This is a genomic window from Niveispirillum sp. FG156 (genome assembly GCF_057809555.1).
The window spans coordinates 53,798-71,652 of sequence record NZ_JBMDKE010000012.1 but is presented as its reverse complement, the minus strand read 5'-3'; the positions used below and the strand labels follow the sequence as shown (position 1 = coordinate 71,652).

The 17,855-nt window shown below is 64.3% G+C and carries 15 protein-coding genes and 1 riboswitch; of the genes, 11 read left to right on the top strand and 4 right to left on the bottom strand.

Features of this window, described 5'->3' with window-relative positions:
• Window positions 1–112: 112 nt before the first annotated feature.
• On the bottom strand, window positions 113–3,100 hold the full coding sequence (locus ACODSP_RS09585) for an ATP-binding protein (protein ID WP_488965381.1): 2,988 nt from the start codon (window positions 3,098–3,100) through the stop codon (window positions 113–115).
• A 283-nt stretch (window positions 3,101–3,383) separates the two neighbouring features.
• Window positions 3,384–4,592 (bottom strand): O-succinylhomoserine sulfhydrylase, encoded by a 1,209-nt coding sequence (gene metZ, locus ACODSP_RS09580; RefSeq protein WP_488965380.1) that lies wholly within the window; start codon window positions 4,590–4,592, stop codon window positions 3,384–3,386.
• A gap of 60 nt (window positions 4,593–4,652) precedes the next feature.
• A riboswitch (SAM riboswitch) is annotated at window positions 4,653–4,732 on the bottom strand.
• Between the two features lie 130 nt (window positions 4,733–4,862).
• On the opposite strand from metZ, the gene secB reads away from it, so the two are divergent.
• Entirely contained in the window at window positions 4,863–5,375 is a 513-nt protein-coding gene (gene secB, locus ACODSP_RS09575) for a protein-export chaperone SecB (RefSeq protein ID WP_488965379.1), read from the top strand.
• A gap of 125 nt (window positions 5,376–5,500) precedes the next feature.
• Here secB and ugpQ read toward each other — a convergent pair whose 3' ends face one another.
• On the bottom strand, window positions 5,501–6,247 hold the full coding sequence (ugpQ, locus tag ACODSP_RS09570; RefSeq protein ID WP_488965378.1) for a glycerophosphodiester phosphodiesterase: 747 nt from the start codon (window positions 6,245–6,247) through the stop codon (window positions 5,501–5,503).
• Between the two features lie 100 nt (window positions 6,248–6,347).
• Here ugpQ and ACODSP_RS09565 point away from each other — a divergent pair, with 100 nt between their 5' ends.
• A complete protein-coding gene (locus ACODSP_RS09565; protein WP_488965377.1) occupies window positions 6,348–6,674 on the top strand; it encodes an ArsR/SmtB family transcription factor in 327 nt (108 codons plus the stop codon).
• A gap of 199 nt (window positions 6,675–6,873) precedes the next feature.
• Here ACODSP_RS09565 and ACODSP_RS09560 read toward each other — a convergent pair whose 3' ends face one another.
• Window positions 6,874–7,788 (bottom strand): LysR family transcriptional regulator, encoded by a 915-nt coding sequence (locus ACODSP_RS09560; RefSeq protein WP_488965376.1) that lies wholly within the window; start codon window positions 7,786–7,788, stop codon window positions 6,874–6,876.
• A 135-nt stretch (window positions 7,789–7,923) separates the two neighbouring features.
• Here ACODSP_RS09560 and ACODSP_RS09555 point away from each other — a divergent pair, with 135 nt between their 5' ends.
• The 9 genes from ACODSP_RS09555 (at window position 7,924) to ACODSP_RS09515 (ending at window position 17,828) form a co-directional block, all read left to right on the top strand.
• On the top strand, window positions 7,924–8,682 hold the full coding sequence (locus tag ACODSP_RS09555) for an SDR family oxidoreductase (RefSeq protein WP_488965375.1): 759 nt from the start codon (window positions 7,924–7,926) through the stop codon (window positions 8,680–8,682).
• A 74-nt stretch (window positions 8,683–8,756) separates the two neighbouring features.
• On the top strand, window positions 8,757–9,599 hold the full coding sequence (gene mutM / locus ACODSP_RS09550) for a bifunctional DNA-formamidopyrimidine glycosylase/DNA-(apurinic or apyrimidinic site) lyase (protein ID WP_488965374.1): 843 nt from the start codon (window positions 8,757–8,759) through the stop codon (window positions 9,597–9,599).
• A 17-nt stretch (window positions 9,600–9,616) separates the two neighbouring features.
• Window positions 9,617–10,003, top strand: a complete 387-nt coding sequence (locus ACODSP_RS09545; RefSeq protein WP_488965373.1) for a hypothetical protein — start codon at window positions 9,617–9,619, stop codon at window positions 10,001–10,003.
• Between the two features lie 275 nt (window positions 10,004–10,278).
• A complete protein-coding gene (rpsT, locus tag ACODSP_RS09540) occupies window positions 10,279–10,542 on the top strand; it encodes a 30S ribosomal protein S20 (protein WP_054168598.1) in 264 nt (87 codons plus the stop codon).
• 702 nt (window positions 10,543–11,244) lie between these two features.
• Complete coding sequence (gene dnaA, locus ACODSP_RS09535) at window positions 11,245–12,660, top strand: chromosomal replication initiator protein DnaA (RefSeq protein ID WP_488965372.1); 1,416 nt, start codon at window positions 11,245–11,247, stop codon at window positions 12,658–12,660.
• 65 nt (window positions 12,661–12,725) lie between these two features.
• Window positions 12,726–13,508, top strand: coding sequence for a hypothetical protein (locus ACODSP_RS09530; protein WP_488965371.1), 783 nt, complete (start codon window positions 12,726–12,728; stop codon window positions 13,506–13,508).
• A 501-nt stretch (window positions 13,509–14,009) separates the two neighbouring features.
• Window positions 14,010–14,864, top strand: a complete 855-nt coding sequence (locus tag ACODSP_RS09525; RefSeq protein WP_488965370.1) for a substrate-binding periplasmic protein — start codon at window positions 14,010–14,012, stop codon at window positions 14,862–14,864.
• 76 nt (window positions 14,865–14,940) lie between these two features.
• The gene (locus tag ACODSP_RS09520) at window positions 14,941–16,728 is read left to right on the top strand and encodes an HsdM family class I SAM-dependent methyltransferase (RefSeq protein WP_488965369.1); all 1,788 of its coding nucleotides are present in this window, start codon (window positions 14,941–14,943) and stop codon (window positions 16,726–16,728) included.
• The gene (locus tag ACODSP_RS09515) at window positions 16,728–17,828 is read left to right on the top strand and encodes a BsuBI/PstI family type II restriction endonuclease (protein ID WP_488965368.1); all 1,101 of its coding nucleotides are present in this window, start codon (window positions 16,728–16,730) and stop codon (window positions 17,826–17,828) included. Before ACODSP_RS09520 ends, ACODSP_RS09515 begins: the two co-directional genes overlap by 1 nt.
• Window positions 17,829–17,855: the final 27 nt, after the last annotated feature.

Below are 17,855 nucleotides of genomic sequence, written 5' to 3'. Positions count from 1 at the left end.
TGGGCGAGGGGTGGAAAAGGGCATTGCCCCTGATTTCGCCCCTCGCCCGCTTGCGGGAGAGGGAGGGGCCCAAACGCGTCAGCGTTTGGGAGGGTGAGGGAAACCCCTCCCCCTACCGCCCCGCCACATCCACCGGCAGGGTGATCAGGAACCGGGTGCCATGCCCCGGCACGGACGCCAGATCAATGGTGCCCTGTAGCGGACCCGTCACCAGATTATGCACGATATGCAGGCCCAGGCCGGTGCCGCCGCTGTCGCGCTTGGTGGTGAAGAACGGGTCGAAGGCCTTGGCCTGCACCTCGGGCGGCATGCCATTGCCATTGTCGGTGATGGCGATGGCCACGCGGTCGCTGCCGGCCCGGCCAATGGCGATCAGGATTTCCGGCCTCTCCACGCTGGCAAAACCATGGACAATGGCGTTCTGCACCAGATTGGACACGACCTGTGCCAAGAGGCCCGGCAGGGTGGTGATGGCAAGCCCCGGCGGGCCATCGATCGTGACGGCCACGCGCCGTTGCCGGATCATCGGGTCCAGGCTTTTCAGCACGTCACCGACATAGGCGCCCAGATCGACGGTGCGCAGCGCCTCGCTGCTGCGGTCGGCGGACACCTGCTTGAAACTGCGGATCAGGTCGGCAGCGCGTTCCAGATTGCCGGTCAGGATACGCAGCCCCTCATTCAGCTTGTCCAGGAACTGCTCCATGGCCAGCCGTTTCAGCTGGTTGGCATTGAAGGCCTGGGCGATCTCGTCCCGTTCCACCTGAAGGTGCGTGGCCATGGTGAAGGCCACACCCAGCGGCGTATTGATCTCATGCGCCACACCGGCCACCAGTTGGCCCAGCGAGGCATGCTTTTCCTGCTGCACCAGCCGGCCCTGCGTCGCGCGCAGTTCCGACAGGGTGCTGTCCACCTTGGCATAGGCGGCGGCATTGGACAGCGCGATGGCGCCATAGGCGCAGAGCGTGCGGAAGATCAGCTTCTCCCGCTCCCCATAGGCATTTTCCGCCGCCGCCTGCGCCGTCATCACGCCCCACAGGCGCGTTCCCACGATCAGTGGGGACAGCAGCAGGGTGCGCATGAAGCGGGTGCCGGGGATGTGGGAGGGGGAGGATTGTTCATGCTGCCCGCGCTGGATCAGCATCTCCTGCCGCTCCCGCGCGCAGCGGGCGACCAGTGACACGGGATCGGCCACGCGCCGCCAGATGGTGGGCAGGGGCCGCCCCCCCTCCAGCCCATAGCGTAGTTCCAGCTGTTCCCCGCTTTCATCCACGACATAGACGGAGAAGGCATCCAACTCCATCATGGTGCCGACATGGCGGTGCAGGGCGTGGAATATCGCTTCGGCATCCAGGGTCGCCGTGATCTGCTGCCCGATACGGCCCAGCATCTCCAGCGTCTGCGTCGCCTCATGCAAGGCCGCGGCGCGCGATGCCTCGGCGGCGGCCAGCTGCCGGTGATATTCCCCCTCCGCCTTCAGGCGTTCGGTTTCAAACCCGGCCTGCATGGCCAGCAGCCGGTCGCTGACCTCCCGGCTATGGATGATGCCGCGCGCCTGACCGGCCCGCCGTTCCCAGCGCAGGGCGGCGCCCATGTCCCCCGCCGCCTCATAGGCCGACGCCAGGGCCGACAAGAGATCGGCGGACGCCGTATAGCCCTGGATCGATTCGGCCAGGTCCAGCGCGCGGCGCAAATAGTGGATGGAAGCCGTCTCATCGACCGCCATATCGGGCGGCGGCGACAGGTCGGTGAAGCGTTGATGGATGGCCGCCTTGGCGCGCAGCACATCAATCTCCCGCCAGCGGTCGGACCGGGCACGGACAAGGTCCAGCGCCGCATCCGCCGCCGTCACGGCAGAGGCGCAGCGGTCCAGTACGGTCAGGGCGCGGGCGCGGCCACATTGTGCCTCGGCCTGCAAATCGCTTTGTTCCAGGTCGGTGCCGACATCCAGCAGATCATCGAACCAGCGCAGGGCCGCCGCCGCATCGCCGACATCCAGTTCCAGATCACCCAGATACTGGCACGCGATGGCATGGTTGCGGGACCGACCAAACGGGGCCAGCCATTCCAGCGACTCCAGCAGCAGATGGCGGGCACGGCCCGTCTGCTGCAACCGGCGCAGGGTATCGCCCATGCCGCGCAGGCACTGCCCCACCGCCGCCGGCCAGCCCGTGGCACGGGCAAGGCCATGCGCCCGCTCCCGCCACAGAAACTCGCTGACATAATCATTCACATTGGCATGCGCCGCCCCGACATTGCCGGCCAGCAGAACCGCCAGCCGCATCTGCCCGGCCAGCACGGCCTGATCACAACCACGCTGATAATGGCGGAGCGCCTTCATGAAATCGCCATGCGCGAAACAGACCCCGCCATGGAAATAGGCGGCGACCGCGTCCAGGCCGGGATGTTCCAGCAGGGGACCTTCGGGCAGCACACGCACCCATTCCGCTTCCGCCGCGGCGGTATCGCCGAACAGGGCGTCGCGCGCCATCCAGGCCTGGGCGATCTGCTGTCGCATGGTGTCGCCCGCGCGCAGAAACAGGCTGTGGGCGTTGCGGTGGGCCTGGATGCGGCGGCGGGTCTGCCCCCGGTCCAGCGCCAGCAGCGCCTCCGTCATGGCGGTATCCCCCTCGCCCAGCACATCGCCGATCTGGCGGAAGGTTGCCCGAGCACTTTCCAGCAGCGCCTCTGCCTGATCCAGTTCGGCAAACAGGGCCTTGGCTTCCGCCTTGATCAGCAGCAGGCGGGCCGTCAGGCGGCGCAATTCACGCTCATTGGCGCCGGTGGCATAGGGCAGAAGCCCCATGGCATCGGCCACCATATCCAAGGCGGCACGCGTGTCCCGCTGCCGGTTGTACCAGGCCAGCGTGGTCAGCAGCAGCAGACGCTGCACCGGGTCCTGGGCATTGACCAGATGATGTTCTGCCGACAGCACCTGTTCAGCCAGACCATACAGGTCCAGCGGCCCGACCAGGGAGGAACCGGGAAGCGTGGGACAGTCGGGTTGGATGGGCGTATCCGGCGGCGGGTCGAAATCCGTCAGGGCCGGCAAACCGCCGACCGCAACCAGATCATCACCCGTTTCCACCACACTATCCGCCATGGACCGCCCAAGTCCGACCGCCGGCCCACAGGCGTGCGGGCAGCATTTCAATCAAATGCTACGCAACTGCCGGGCGGGGGGCAATTGCGTTCGGGGGCAGGTGTATGGATTCTGGGATTTTTCCTGCCACCTGTGGTCGAACAGCCATCCTTGTCGGGGTTGCAGCTGCTTTAGCGGAAATGCTTGAAACAATGCGTAGGTCGGGGTGAGCCGGCGGCGAACCCCGACATTCATCGGCACCGCCCTTGTCGGGGTTCGCTGATGCTCACCCCGACCTACGGCACTATCCCACCAGCATGTCCAGACCGCGCTTGAAATCGGCGATCACGTCGTCGGCATCCTCCAGACCCACCGACACGCGGATGGTACCGGGGCCGATACCCAGGATCGCCTTTTCTTCCACCGACAGGCGCTGATGCGTGGTGGTGGCGGGATGGGTGGCCAGCGTCTTCGAGTCGCCCAGATTGTTAGAAATCTTGGCGATGCGCAGATTGTTCAGAACCGTGAAGGCCGCCTGCTTGGCATCGCCGTTCACGGGCTTGACATGCAGGCAGATCAGGTTGCTGCCGGCCTTCATCTGCCGCTTCAGCAGGGCATGCTGCGGATGGCTTTCCAGGCCGGCATAGAGCACACGCCCCACCGCCGGATGGCCTTCCAGGAAGGTGGCAACCTTCAGCGCCGATGCCGACTGCGCCTTCACGCGCAGTTCCAGCGTCTCCAGACCCTTCAGCAGGGTCCAAGCGTTGAAGGGGCTCAGCGCGGGGCCGGTATGGCGCAGGAACGGGGCCAGCGTGGCCGCCACCTCATCATCGCACAGGATCGCACCACCCAGGCAACGGCCCTGGCCATCAATATGCTTGGTCGCGGAATAGACCACGACATCGACGCCATACTGACGCGGCTTTTGCAGGACAGGCGTGGCAAAGACATTGTCCACCACCACCTTGGCGCCGGCCTTGTGGGCCAGCGGCACAACATGTTCCAGATCGACCACTTCCAGGCAGGGATTGCTGGGCGTTTCCAGGAAGACGAGGTTGGTGGGCACCGACAGGGCCTTTTCCCATTCCTCGTTCTTCGTGCCGTCGATGATCACGCTTTCGATGCCGAAACGCTTGGCCAGATCGCTGACGATATAAAGGCAGGAGCCGAACAGGGCGCGGCTGGCCACCAGCCGGTCGCCGGCCTTCAGCAGGCCAAAGACGGCGGCATGAACCGCGGCCATGCCCGACGCCGTGGCAAAGCAGCGGGGGTACCCTTCATACTGCGCCAGCCGATCCTCGAACATGGCGACGGTCGGGTTGCGGAACCGGGAATAGACGAAGCGCGAGCCGTCATTGACGAAGGCGGCCTCCGCCGCTTCGGCGCTGCCATAGACGAAGCCGGAGGTGAGGAAGATCGCCTCGCTCGTCTCTTCGAACTGGGATCGGCGGGTCCCACCATGCACCAGCAGGGTGGCGGGGTTCAGATCATCGGGCAGGTCGCTCATCGCCATGGTCCTTAACAAGCCTCGACCGTTCGATCGAGGCCCGGTCCAGCGCCCTCATGCGGCGTCCGATCCATGGCTTCGACCTTTTAGCAGCTTCTTTAAAACGTGGCCTGCAATCCGGTCACCAAATCACCACGTAAGGATTGTTAAATCCCGCCGCCGCCGGCTTGTCAAGACGCGGGTGGCGCATGGCGGCACAGGCCCGGTTGCCGACAGGTGGCGTTCCGTGCTAGGTCCCGCCCAAACCTTTCACACCTTTTTAAACCGGAGTATCCGATGTCCGACGAGACGATCAACCAGGCCGAAGACGCCGCCGAGGAAGCCCAGTCCGTACGGCCGGTGCCGCCGCTCGTCGTCAATATGCAGTATGTGAAGGACCTGTCCTTCGAGAACCCGAATGCGCCGCGCATCCTGGCCAGCGCATCCGAACAGCCGAAGATCGACCTGCAGGTCGACCTGCAGGCCCAGGGGCTGGCCGACAATGTCGCCGAAGTGCAGATCCGCCTGCGCGCCGAAGCCACGGTGGGTGACGCGACCGCCTTCATCGCCGAACTGGTCTATGCCGGTGTCTTCACCCTGCCGCCGATGCCGGCGGAGACGCAGCGCGCCGTGCTGCTGATCGAGGGGCCGCGCCTGCTGTTCCCGTTCGCCCGCCAGATCATCGCCGACGTCACGGCCCAGGGCGGCTTCCCGCCGCTGCTGCTGCAGCCGCTGGACTTCGTCGATCTCTACCGCCGTCAGGTTCTGTCCCAGCAGGGCGAAATGGGCGACGCGCAGGGCACCGCCTGATTGCTTAGAGTGTATCTCTTTTGACTGGAAACGCGTTTTCTTCGTCATCCCGGCGGAAGCCGGGATGACGATAGGGGGTGCTTCCAGTCAACGCGAGCCGATCTATGCGAACGGGCAGGTGAATATCAACCCTTGCCCGTCAGCCCCTGATAAAGCCCTTTGGGCGTGTCGGTGAAGACCCCGGCCACGCCCCATTGGAACAGGCGACGCGCCTGCTCGGGGTCATTGACAGTCCAGGCCAGCACGGGCCGGCCAGAAGCGCGGAAGGCGGCGACGCTTTCCGCGCTTTGCTTTTTGGCATCCACATTGATGGTGGCGGCCCCAAGCCTGCCGGCAATAGCCTCCCAATCCGCCGGTTCCTCATCCATCAGATATCCGCGCGGCCATTGCGGGGCCACCACCTTGGCCATGGCCAGGGACTCCACTGAGAAGCTGGAGATCAGGGGCGGTGGCCGGTTTGCCGGCCACAGGTTCAGCGCCATGGACAGCGCAATGCCCGCCGTCTGCTCATCCCGGCCCGGACAGGGCTTGATCTCCAGATTGAGATTGATGTCCAGCAGGGTGGCCGCCTGGATCGCCTCCGCCAGGGTGGGCACGCGCTCCCCCTTAAAGTCCGGCCCGAACCAGGACCCGGCATCCAGGCGGCGGATATCGGCAAAATCCATATCGGCGACCAGTCCATGGCCGTCGCTGGTCCGGTCGACATCATCATCATGCATCAGGATGGGCACGCCATCGCGCGTGATCTTCACATCCACCTCCACCCACAGCGCCCCCTGCAAGGCACCGGTCCGCATGCCGGACAGCGTATTCTCCGGCGCGTGGCGGGCGGCACCGCGATGGCCGATCAGGCGGGGGATGGACAGCGTCATGGTGCAGGGTTCCAGGCGGGTGAAGCGTGACCCGATGATAGCCGATCTGCGGGGGATTGACAGAGATTGACGTTGCGTAAGTAAAAACTTACCGTAAGTGATGGCTGACATAACAAGCATTCTTGCGGCCCTTTCCGACCCTACCCGCCGAATGATCTTTGAACGGATCGCGGAAGGCCCCCTGTCCGTGGGCACCCTTGCCGCCGGTTTACCCGTCAGCCGGCCCGCCGTATCACAGCATCTGAAGGTGCTGAAGGCCGCAGGGCTGGTCAGCGACAGGAGTGCAGGCACACGCCGCCTCTACCATATCGATCAGGCGGGCCTGGGCGCGGTGCGCCTGTGGCTGAACCGGTTCCATATCGAGGCACCGGCCAAACCCGTGCTGGATGTGCCGTGGGGCAGCGCGCAATGGAAAGAGACGACATGAGCCAAGCGGCAGGGCCGTAGAGCGTATTTCTTTTGACTTGAAACGCGTTTTCTTCGTCATCCCGGCGGAAGCCGGGACCCAGCGTGAGGCGCGCTTAGCGCCGATATGAGTCATGTCGCGGCAGACGCCGCTCCACGCTGGGTCCCGGCTTGTCGCCGGGATGACGATAGGGGGTGCTTCCAGTTAACGTAAACCCGATCTAAAGCCCCCGATCCCAGGGCGGGGTGCCCTGGAACGCCTCTGCCAGGAAATCCACCATCACCCGCACTTTGGCCGACAGGTGCCGGCGCGAGGGGTAGAGCGCCAGAATGTCGATATCGGGTGACCGGTATCCCGGCAGCAGCGGGACCAGCCGCCCCGCCCGCAGATCATCACCCACCAGAAATGTGGGCTGCCGGATGATGCCGATCCCGTCCAGCGCCGCCATGCGGGCCGTGTCGCCATTATTGCTGGACATCACCTCCTGCACCCGCACCAGTTGCTCTCGGCCCCCTGCATCAGTCAGGGACCATTCGTCAGGGGCGACGGCGTGGGAATACAGAATGCAACGATGGTTGGCGGCCAGATCCTCCGGGCTTTCCGGCTGACCATACCGGGCGATATAGGAAGGCGACGCGCAGACAAGATTGCGCGAAATGGCCAGCCGCCGCGCCACATGGCTTTGCGATCCGGCGCGGGAGATGCGGATGGCCATGTCATAGCCTTCCTCCACAATATCCACGACCCGGTCGATCAGCGCGATATCCAGCGACACGTCGGGATGCAGCGCCATGAAACGCGGCCAGAGCGGGGCCATGTGGCGGATGCCGAAGCTGACCGGGGCATTGATGCGCAGCCGCCCGCGCGGCTTTACCGCCGCAGCGCCGGCCAGGGCCTCCAACTCCGCCACCTCATCCAGGATCAGGCGGCCCCGGTCGAACAGGGTCTGGCCCGCCTCCGTCAGTGACAGGCGGCGCGACGTGCGGTTCAGCAGCCGCGTGCCCAGATGCGCCTCCAGTTCCGCGACATAGCGGGTGACATTGGCGGGCGACGTGTTCAGCGCATCCGCCGCCTTCGCAAACCCACCCTTGCCCACGACCGCCACAAAAACCTCAAACGCGCGCAACCGGTCCATGGCGCCCTCAATCATTCAGTAAAACTGAATGATATAACCATTTTCATCCCATCGATGAAAGTAAACATGAGGCGTAGGGTTCAATCATCAACGGCGCCGATGACGGCACCTACCCAAACCGAAAGGACCCCGATCATGAACCGCTTGCAGAACAAGGTCGCCATCATCACTGGTGCCAGCGCCGGTATCGGCCGCGCCACCGCCCGGCTTTTCGCCGCTGAAGGCGCCAAACTGGTTGTCGCCGCCCGCCGTCAGGCCGAACTGGACAGCTTGGTCGCCGAAATCGAAGCCGCCGGTGGGCAGGCCGTGGCGCTGGCCGGTGACGTACAGCATGAGGCCTTTGCCAAGGCCCTGGTCGATCTGGCCATCAGCCGCTTTGGCAAGCTGGATATCGCCTTCAACAATGCCGGCACGCTGGGCGCCATGGGTCCGACCGACGGCATCGATGCCGACGCCTGGAACCAGACGCTGGCCGTGAACCTGACCAGCGCCTTCCTGGGTGCCAAGTATCAGATCCCGGCCATGGGCAATGGCGGTTCGGTGATCTTCACCTCCACCTTTGTCGGCTATAGCGGCGCCTTCCCCGGCATGGCCGCCTATGCCGCCAGCAAGGCCGGCCTGATCGGCCTGACCCAGGCGCTGGCCACCGAATATGGGCCGAAGGGCGTGCGGGTGAATGCCGTCCTGCCGGGTGCCGTGGAGACGGAGATGTATCACGCCGCCAACGACACCGCCGACAAGCAGGGCTTCGTCAACAATCTGCATGCGCTGAAGCGCGCCGGTCAGCCCGATGAACTGGCCAAGGCGGTTCTGTTCCTGGCGTCCGACGACAGCAGCTTTGTCACGGGCACGGCCAGCCTGGTCGATGGCGGCCTGTCGGCAGCCCGCGCCTGAAACCCGGCCTTCGCGATGGGGACCCGACCGTGCTATCAAGCCGGGTCCTTTTCGTGTCATCAGAGCCCCCGCCCATGCCCGAACTGCCCGAGGTTGAAACCGTCCGACGCGGTCTGGCCCTGAAGCTGGAGGGGCGGCGGCTGATAAGGGTGGATCAGCACCGGCCCGACCTGCGCTTCCCCCTACCCGTCGATTTCGCCAAGCGCCTGACCGGACGGCAGGTCCTGTCGCTGGACCGGCGGGCAAAATATATCCTGATCCGGGTTGAAGGCGGGCTGGTCTGGATGATCCATCTGGGCATGTCGGGCAGCATGGTGGTGAAACCCGGCCCGGCCCCCGCCCCCACCACCCATGACCATCTGGTCTTTCACACCGATGATGGCTGGGTCGTCACCTATAATGACGTCCGCCGCTTCGGCTTCATGGACCTGTTCGATGAGGCCGGGATGGAGACCCATCCCATGCTGGCGGCGCTTGGCCCCGAACCGCTGGGCAATGGATTCCATGGCCAGGGGTTGTCGGCAAAGCTGCGCGGGCGGGCCGCCCCCATCAAATCCATGCTGCTGGATCAAAAGGTCGTGTCGGGCCTGGGCAATATCTATGTCTGCGAGGCCCTGTTCCGCGCCGGCATCGACCCGACACGCAGCGGCGACAGCGTGGCCGGGGCCGATGCCGAACGGTTGGTCCCCATCATCCGCGATGTCCTGGGCGAGGCGATTGCCGCCGGTGGCTCCACCCTTCGCGACTTTGTGCAGTCCGATGGGGAACTTGGCTATTTCCAGCACAGCTTCCAGGTCTATGGCCGCGAGGGGGAAGCGTGCGGGCGCTGCGACTGCGACATTGCGAAGACTGGCGGCGTGGCCCGCATCACCCAAGCCGGGCGCTCCACTTTCTTCTGTGCGCGCCATCAGCGTTGAGGTATCGAGGATAGATCATGCCGCACCTGATCCGGGGCCTTCGCGCCTGTGCCGCCGCCGCACTGATCCTGCTGACCACCGCGCTTTTGCCGGGGGCCGTCCTGGCCGCTTTCGTGCCGGGGACGGAGGATGTGCCCCTGGCGCCCGGACTGACGGCCAGTGCCGATGACGCCCTGGTCTTCGACAATCCCACAGGCCGCATCGTGCAGGCGACCGCGACCGGCACCAGCGATACCGACGCCATCACCCGCTTTTATGCCGAAACCCTGCCGCAACTGGGCTGGAGCCGGGGCAAGGACGGACGCTGGGCGCGCGGGGATGAGGTGCTGGACATTGCCATCGCCATGGATGCAGCCAGCCGCCGCCTGACGGTGCGGTTTCAGCTGTCGCCGGCGGGGAATTGACGGAACACAGGCGATGCTCTCAGCACGCAAACCTGCCTGAACAACCTATGGGGTGTTCAAATGAAGTCGCCCCCTATATACATCGCATTACTGCTGACTGTCTTGTGACGGGCGTGTCTCGACTCGGGGCTCGACTCTGGCGCAGCCCAAAAGGCGACTGTCAGACCAGCAAGTTTCGTATGGGGACCCTGCCCGCACCCGCTTGACGGGGCGCCTGACCCCTTGTATAAGCGCCGCTTCCTACGGCACCACCATGTTCCGCGTAAAGGTTTCCTATGGCCAATCATAAGTCCGCTGAGAAGCGCATCCGTCAGACCGCCACCCGGACTGAGGTCAATCGCGCCCGCGTCAGCCGTATCCGCACCTTCCTGAAGAAGGTTGAGACCGCCATCGCCTCTGGCGACAAGAGCGTCGCCGCTGAAGCCTTCAAGCAGGCCCAGCCGGAGATGATGCGCGGTGTGAGCAAGGGCGTGCTGCACGCCAACACTGTTTCGCGCAAGCTGTCGCGTCTGTCCGGCCGTATCAAGGCCCTGGGCTGATCCTTCGCTAGCCGTAGAGGAACCCGCGCGGTGCCTATCGCCCGCGCGGTTTTCTTATGGCGTCAGGAAACCGGGTTCATGTCCCGCCCCACATCCTTTTCAAAGGGTTGCGGCCTGGGCTTGTTGAATCCGTGGCGAACGATTTTTGCTTTTTTCGGCGTTCCCTTTTCGGTCCCGTTGCGACTCTTCCGCCGCCCCTCTAGCATCCCTCAACTGCTGTTCGGCAGTACAATGGAAGCGATGCAGACGGGTGTATGACGTCTTTGGATTGTAATCCAAAGTGGCGTGCGGATAATGGATGTGCATTACATCCCAAGTCCCGACCCCCGGCGATCGCTTGCCATTTCTTGAAAAACAAGACCTGTACGAAGGGGGTATTCCGCAAGGGAACGTCCGTTGTTACGGTTTTGTGTTTCCGCAACCATCTTCATTACCCACAATAAGGGTGAACCGAAGAAGGATGGGGCGGGGCGGGTACCGGGGTGGGGCGGTGCCAATGGCGACATTGGCCCTGATGATAAGGGAATGGCTGATCGTGGCGCCGGGGCGCCAGGGATCGGCCAGTGGGTCGCAGGCCTGTCGGTCCTGCGCAGGGGTGGTTTTGCCGTCCCGGACGTTTCAATCCTGGTTGCGGATGACGCGCGCTGCGATGGCGGGCGCGCTGCGGTGAAGTTGAGCCTTGGGGCGGGGAGCAACGGTCGAATGTCAGTGCAGGGTTCGCTGGATCAACAGTGGGCGCGGGTGCGGGGCCGCTTGAAGGACGAGGTGGGCGAAACCGCCTATCGTTCCTGGCTGAAGCCGCTGACCGTCGGTTCGCTGGATGGCGGACAGCTGCGCATCCTGGTGCCGACCCGCTTCATGCGCGACTGGATTCGCACCCATTACGCCGACCGCATCCGCGCCCTGTTCTCCGGTGAGAATCCGGGCGTGCAGTCGGTGGAGATCGTGGTGGCCAGTGCCGCCAAGCCGGAGATCACGGCCACCCCCGCCAATGACGCGCCCCCCGCCGCCCCCGTGGCCAAGCCGGAACCCGTCACCGAACTGGTGATCGAACCCAGCCCCGCACTGGTCGTGGTCGAGGACCGCACCGACGAGATGTCGGCCCCGCTGGACCCGCGCTTCACGTTCGAGAATTTCGTGGTGGGCAAGCCGAACGAGCTGGCCTTTGCCGCCGCCCGCCGCGTGGCCGATGCGCAGGCCGTGCCCTTCAACCCGCTGTTCCTTTATGGTGGCGTGGGTCTGGGTAAGACGCATCTGATGCACGCTATCGCCTGGGCCATCCGCAAAAAGGACCCGTCGCGCCGCGTCATCTATCTGTCGGCCGAAAAGTTCATGTACCAGTTCATCCGGGCGCTGCGCTTCAAGGACACGATGGCCTTCAAGGAGCAGTTCCGGTCGGTCGACGTGCTGATGATCGACGATGTGCAGTTCATCAGCGGCAAGGACAGCACCCAGGAAGAATTCTTCCACACCTTCAATGCCCTGGTGGATCAGAACCGTCAGGTCATCATCAGCGCCGACAAAAGCCCATCGGACCTGGAAGGCATGGAGGAGCGGCTGCGCTCGCGTCTGGGCTGGGGCCTCGTGGCTGATATCCACCCGACCACTTACGAGCTGCGTCTGGGCATTCTGGGTCAGAAGGCCGACCGCATCGGCGCCAAGGTGCCGCCCAAGGTCCTGGAATTCCTGGCCCACAAGATCACCAGCAATGTGCGTGAGCTGGAAGGCGCGCTGAACCGCATCGTCGCCCATGCCGAACTGGTGGGCCGCGCCATCACGCTCGAATCGGCGCAGGATGTGCTGCACGACCTGCTGCGCGCATCCAACCGCCGCGTGACGATCGAAGAGATCCAGAAGAAGGTCGCGGAGCATTTCAACATCCGCTTGGCCGACATGAGCAGTGCACGCCGCGCACGCGCCGTGGCCCGCCCGCGTCAGGTGGCCATGTATCTCGCCAAGCAGCTGACCCAGCGCTCCCTGCCGGAAATCGGCCGCAAATTCGGCGACCGCGACCACACCACCGTCATGCATGCCGTCCGCAAGGTAGACGAACTCTGCGGCACCGACCCGGCCTTCGCCGAAGATGTCGAACTGCTGCGCCGCATGCTGGAGGGGTGAGCGACTCGCTGCTGTTGCTAGAACGGGTATGAATCGGTAGCATCAACTGGTGGAGGTTGCTGCCTATGCCCGTAGCGTTAGCCAAAAGCGATGAAATTTGGAATCAGCTTGTATCGCTGGACTTCGGAGATGTGGAAGCCGCGATGGCAGCCTATTTCCGGACCATGGGCATTGCACGTTCTACGTCACCAGATGCGGCGCTATCCGCCTGCCTTGCTCGTGCATGCCAACTTGTCGGAAAGCACGATGAGGGTGTGGAACACGTTCTCGCGGCAAATGCACGTTGGAACACGGCAAAGCCTCCGGTCAGGTGGGGAATTGCCTGCCTGCTGGCAGATTTCGGTCTGAAAGAAGAGGCTCTATCTTGCGCGAGCCGGTTTTTGATTGAACGTGAAATGCCATGGGAGAACCTTATCCGCATTGCCGTTCAGTATGGTGACTTAGATTTGGTTGCTCAAGTAATCAAAAAATCTGTGCGCGAAAAGGATAAACAGCACGCTGCCAGTTATCTCGAAAATATATCGGAAATGGGTCTGGCGGAGGTATTTAATGATCTACAGTGCGCAACGATGGAGATTGTCGCCCCGTACCTGATTAGCGCAGAGGATGTGGGTACTTTTATCCAACCTGATGAGGGTACTCTGGCATTCAGCATGCGACTTCTTATTGATGGTGCAAAAATCAACCGGTTTGATCTTTCTGACCGTTTGCAAGATCGCCTTGACGCTTTTAGCATCTCGCATTTCGGCGGCGATGCATCCTGGCAATGGAAGTATGCAGTACAGATTGCAACAGCACCGCGCCATCCATCAATCCCAGCGGCTGCTCGGTCAAGGATAGCTGCATGATTCTAGATTGGCGTTTGCTGGTCGAGGATGCTGAATCCCTCGTTAGTCGTGAGATATCTGCGGCCAGAGCCCGATCTGCTATTTCGCGCTTATATTATGCTGCCTACCATGCCAGCTTGCAGTTAGCAGAGGGCAATGGATATCAGTTCGATGTACGGATTACACATGGTGTACACCGGCAACTCAGTGATTATCTGACAACAAGCGGGAACCCCAGACTTCGCCGCGTTGGAGTTCGTCTTAGGGATTTTCATCGCCTGAGGATCGACGCTGATTACAAACTGCATATGATCATATCGCGGCGCCACGCTGAAGACGCCCTGGAACTAATGTCAGAGATTATCGAAGCCATTCCTTCCGCTACTCCTTGATCTGCTATTATTCCTGCTATCTCCAATCGACAATTTTTCCCTCTGGGAATCGCCAATGCTAGATCCGCCGGGAGCACGCAGGACGCTGGGATGCCTGTCCCGTTGGATGGCAATAATATGGCTGGCCTTATTGCCGGTCCTTCCCGTTTCGGGAGCCGAACCCACCATTGTCCGTGTCTCCGACTGGCAGTCGCAAGGGGAGGAGACGCGGGTTGATTATTTCCATGACCTGTTCCGCCGCCTGATCGACGAGACGACGCCGCGATATGGCCCCGTCCGCATCGAACGGGTGCGGGAGAAGTTCAGTCAGGGCCGGCTTCTGGCGGAACTGAAGGCCGGGCGCATCGATGTCACCTGGACCGGCACCAATATCGAGCGGGAGAAGGAGGGCAACCCCATCCGCATCCCCATCGATATGGGCCTGATCGGACAGCGGGTGCCCGTCATACGGGCGCGTGATGCCGCCGCCTTTGCCGCCATCCGCACGGTGGAGGATCTGAAGCGCTTCACGGCCTGTCAGGGCGCGCAATGGCCGGATTTCGACGTGCTGGCCGCCAGCGGCCTGCCCCAGGTCACCAATGTGCATTTCGACCAGCTTTATTCCATGCTGCGCGCCGGTCGCTGTGACTATTTCGCGCGCGGTCTGGCCGAGGTGGCAGAGGAGTATGAGACCTATGGCGGGTCGGACCTGATGGTCTTTGACAGGCTGGTCATCGCCTATCCCATGCCCGTCTATTTCTATGTGGCGCCAGGCATGGACAGCCTGGCCCGCCGGCTGGAGGAAGGGTTGCGTACGCTGCTGGCCAATGGCGAGTTGAAGCGCATGCTGTCCACCCATCCCTCCACGCGCGGCGCCTTTCCACTGGAACGGTTCAATGAGGCCACCATCATCCGTCTGCCCAATCCCAACCTGCCGCCGGCCACGCCGCTGTCGGACCCGACCCTGTGGCTGAATGTGGGCAGGCCGGGTAACGGGCCGTCCTGACGGGATCGCGCTTGCGTCCGTCCGGACCCTGAACGATCATGGAACATCTGGAACCTGAACAGTCCTCAATACCCCCTTGTCCCACCGCCCGACCCCGCCCGCCGCGATGAAGCCGGCCCCCACCGACGCCCCCGAGCCGGGGGCGTTGCTGTTGGCTGCCGTCGCGTCGCTGTCGGCGCAGCAGCGCCGTCAGGAGGCGGCCCTGGTGCAGCTTGTGGTGCGCGGCTGGTGGCAGGCGCTGGAGACGGGCCTGGACCTTTCGCCGCCCCCCGTCACCAAGACACCGCCCAGCCTGGGGGCGGACGTTGCCGCCGCCGCCCGTGCCTATGGCGAAAGCCTGGCGCCGCTGCCCGTGGCGAATGTCGCGGACCGCATCGGCGCCCTGCATGCCGGCCTGATGCCATCCGATGAACGGGCCCGCCACGGTGTTTATTACACGCCGCCCGCCCTGGCCGCCCGGTTGGTTGATCTGGCCGATGGTGGCAAGGTTGATTGGGCCGAGGCAAGGGTGCTGGACCCCGCCGCCGGCTGCGGTGCCTTTCTGGTGCCTGCCGCCCTGCGCATGGCCAAGGCACTGAAGGGGGTGGAGCCGGCATTGGCCCTGCGCTCCATCGCCAACCGCCTGCGCGGGCTGGAACTGGACCCTGTCGCCGCCTGGATATCGGGTGTGATGGTGGAGGCGGCACTGGCTCCGCTGATCCGGGCCGGGGGCAAGCGCCTGTCACCCTGCCGGCACGCCGATGCCCTGTCCATCTCGGCGGCGGCGGAGTTTGATCTGGTGATCGGCAACCCGCCCTATGGCCGCCTGACCCTGGCGCCCGACATGCGGGCGCGGTTCGCGCGCAGCCTTTATGGCCATGCCAATCTCTATGCCCTGTTCATGGATCAGGCCGTGCGCTGGACCGTGCCGGGCGGGCTGATCGCCTTCCTCACCCCGTCCTCCTTCCTGGCCGGGGATTATTTCAAGCATCTGCGCCGCACCCTGTCCGATCTGGCCCCGCCCCTGTCTCTGGATTTCGTCGATGAACGCAAGGGCGTGTTTGACAATGTCCTGCAGGAGACGGTGCTGGCGACATACCGCCGGATGGGGCCGAGGAAGAAGCGGCCCGACCGCGCCCTGGTCAACATGATCCGGGCCGGCAGCGGCGGCGATGGCCTGACCATCCTGCCATCGGGTTCCTTCACCCTGCCCGACGAACCCACCGCCCCCTGGATCCTGCCGCGTCATGCCAGTGAGACGGGGTTGGCGACACGGCTGCGCAGCCTGGACAGCCGGCTGCGCGACTGGGGCTATCGCGTGGCCACCGGCCCCCTGGTCTGGAACCGGTACAAGCCGCAGATCGCGGACAAGCCGGGCAAGGGGGCCGTCCCCCTGGTCTGGGCCGAATCCGTCACGCCCGATGGCCGCTTCACCTATCGCTGTGAGAAGGCCAACCACAAGCCCTGGTTCCACCCGGCACTGAAGGGCGATGACTGGCTGCTGACTCGCCGGCCCTGCGTGCTGTTGCAGCGGACGACGGCCAAGGAACAAGCCCGCCGCCTGATCGCCGCCGAAATGCCCCTGTCCTTCCTGGCCAAACATCCGCGCGGTGTCACGGTGGAAAACCACCTGAACATGCTGCTGCCGCTGGATGACAGTCCGCCTTCGGTGCCGCCCGCCGTTCTGGCCGCCTTCCTGAACAGCCGGGCCGCCGACCGCGCCTTCCGCTGCATCTCCGGCTCCGTCGCCGTGTCCGCCTATGAGGTGGAGGCCATGCCCCTGCCGCACCCGGCGGCACTGAAGGAACTGACGGCGCTGGTGGCGGCGGGGGCATCACGCGACCGGCTAGATCAGGCCGCCGACCGTCTGTACGGGATTTCCTGATGCATCCAATGCCGCCGTTGCTGGAACGGGCGGAGGTGGCCCGCCGCCTGCGCCTGATTTTCCCGGAAGGCACGCCGGAGCGGGATAAATGCGTGCGCGATGCGGCGGCGGCCACCGTCGCGGCCTTCCTCTATATCGGGGCGGTGGCGGGGGCGGACATCTGGCTGAACCCGGTGCATGTGGTGCGGCTGGGCGATACGCGCATGCTGTTCAACGCCGATGCCCAATCACGCGCCGATTATGCCAAGGCCCCGCGCGCCACCGGTGAGCGCTGGTATCAGGACAATAGCCGCGAACAGGTGCGGGACGAGGTCATTCGCCAGGGACTGATCCCCAATGGCGCCGTCATCGAACGGGCGGGCGTACCCACGACATCGTCCAAGCCGCGCTACGCCCTGGCCGCGCCTTTCGCGTCCCTGTTTGATCCGGGTTTGCAGGGCGAAGCGCTGACCAGGGCCGCTAAGCAATGGGCCGATGCGACGCTGAACCCCATGGCGCTGGCCCGCATCGTCAGTCTGCGCGGCTCCACCGACCGGGACGGGGCCGATATCCTGGTGCGCTTTCCCAATGGCGAGACGCGGTTGCTGGCGCCGGGACCCAGCAGCCGTATCGCGCAGTCCGTGGTGGAACAGTTCGCACCGCGTTTCCTGACCGATCCCGTGGTCCTGTGGCTGTCGGAAAGTGCGGCCAAAGTGGCGGCCCGCGATGAGGGCTGGATCAAGCGGCTGCGCCTGCGCATCACGCCCGACCGCACCCTGCCCGACATCATCCTTCTGGACCGGGGGCACAGCGCCGCCGACCTGAAGCTGGTGTTCGTGGAGGTGGTGGCAACCGACGGCCCCGTCACCGAACAGCGGGCCCGGGCCTTCCTGGATATCGCTGGCGAGGGGGGCTTTTCCCCCTCCAGGGTGGCCTGCATCACCGCCTTCCTGGACCGCGACCGGGCAGAGGTGAAGAAGGCCCTACCCTCCCTGGCCTGGGGCAGCCATGTCTGGTTCGCGTCCGAACCTGAACGGCTTGTCCGGCTTTTGGCCGAGCCGGGGCCGCTGCAGGGCATGGGGACATCTGATTCCGTTGACCCGCGGATTACGCTTCGCTAATCCGCGCTACGATACATGCCCGACAGG

What these genes read in the sequence shown, in the direction of transcription:
- ACODSP_RS09560 (WP_488965376.1), bottom strand. Translation starts at nt 7,788, where the DNA reads ATGGACCGGTTGCGCGCGTTTGAGGTTTTTGTGGCGGTCGTGGGCAAG.
- ACODSP_RS09555 (WP_488965375.1), top strand. Translation starts at nt 7,924, where the DNA reads ATGAACCGCTTGCAGAACAAGGTCGCCATCATCACTGGTGCCAGCGCC.
- secB (WP_488965379.1), top strand. Translation starts at nt 4,863, where the DNA reads ATGTCCGACGAGACGATCAACCAGGCCGAAGACGCCGCCGAGGAAGCC.
- dnaA (WP_488965372.1), top strand. Translation starts at nt 11,245, where the DNA reads ATGTCAGTGCAGGGTTCGCTGGATCAACAGTGGGCGCGGGTGCGGGGC.
- ugpQ (WP_488965378.1), bottom strand. Translation starts at nt 6,247, where the DNA reads ATGACGCTGTCCATCCCCCGCCTGATCGGCCATCGCGGTGCCGCCCGC.
- metZ (WP_488965380.1), bottom strand. Translation starts at nt 4,592, where the DNA reads ATGGCGATGAGCGACCTGCCCGATGATCTGAACCCCGCCACCCTGCTG.
- ACODSP_RS09530 (WP_488965371.1), top strand. Translation starts at nt 12,726, where the DNA reads ATGCCCGTAGCGTTAGCCAAAAGCGATGAAATTTGGAATCAGCTTGTA.
- ACODSP_RS09515 (WP_488965368.1), top strand. Translation starts at nt 16,728, where the DNA reads ATGCATCCAATGCCGCCGTTGCTGGAACGGGCGGAGGTGGCCCGCCGC.
- mutM (WP_488965374.1), top strand. Translation starts at nt 8,757, where the DNA reads ATGCCCGAACTGCCCGAGGTTGAAACCGTCCGACGCGGTCTGGCCCTG.
- rpsT (WP_054168598.1), top strand. Translation starts at nt 10,279, where the DNA reads ATGGCCAATCATAAGTCCGCTGAGAAGCGCATCCGTCAGACCGCCACC.
- ACODSP_RS09565 (WP_488965377.1), top strand. Translation starts at nt 6,348, where the DNA reads ATGGCTGACATAACAAGCATTCTTGCGGCCCTTTCCGACCCTACCCGC.
- ACODSP_RS09545 (WP_488965373.1), top strand. Translation starts at nt 9,617, where the DNA reads ATGCCGCACCTGATCCGGGGCCTTCGCGCCTGTGCCGCCGCCGCACTG.
- ACODSP_RS09585 (WP_488965381.1), bottom strand. Translation starts at nt 3,100, where the DNA reads ATGGCGGATAGTGTGGTGGAAACGGGTGATGATCTGGTTGCGGTCGGC.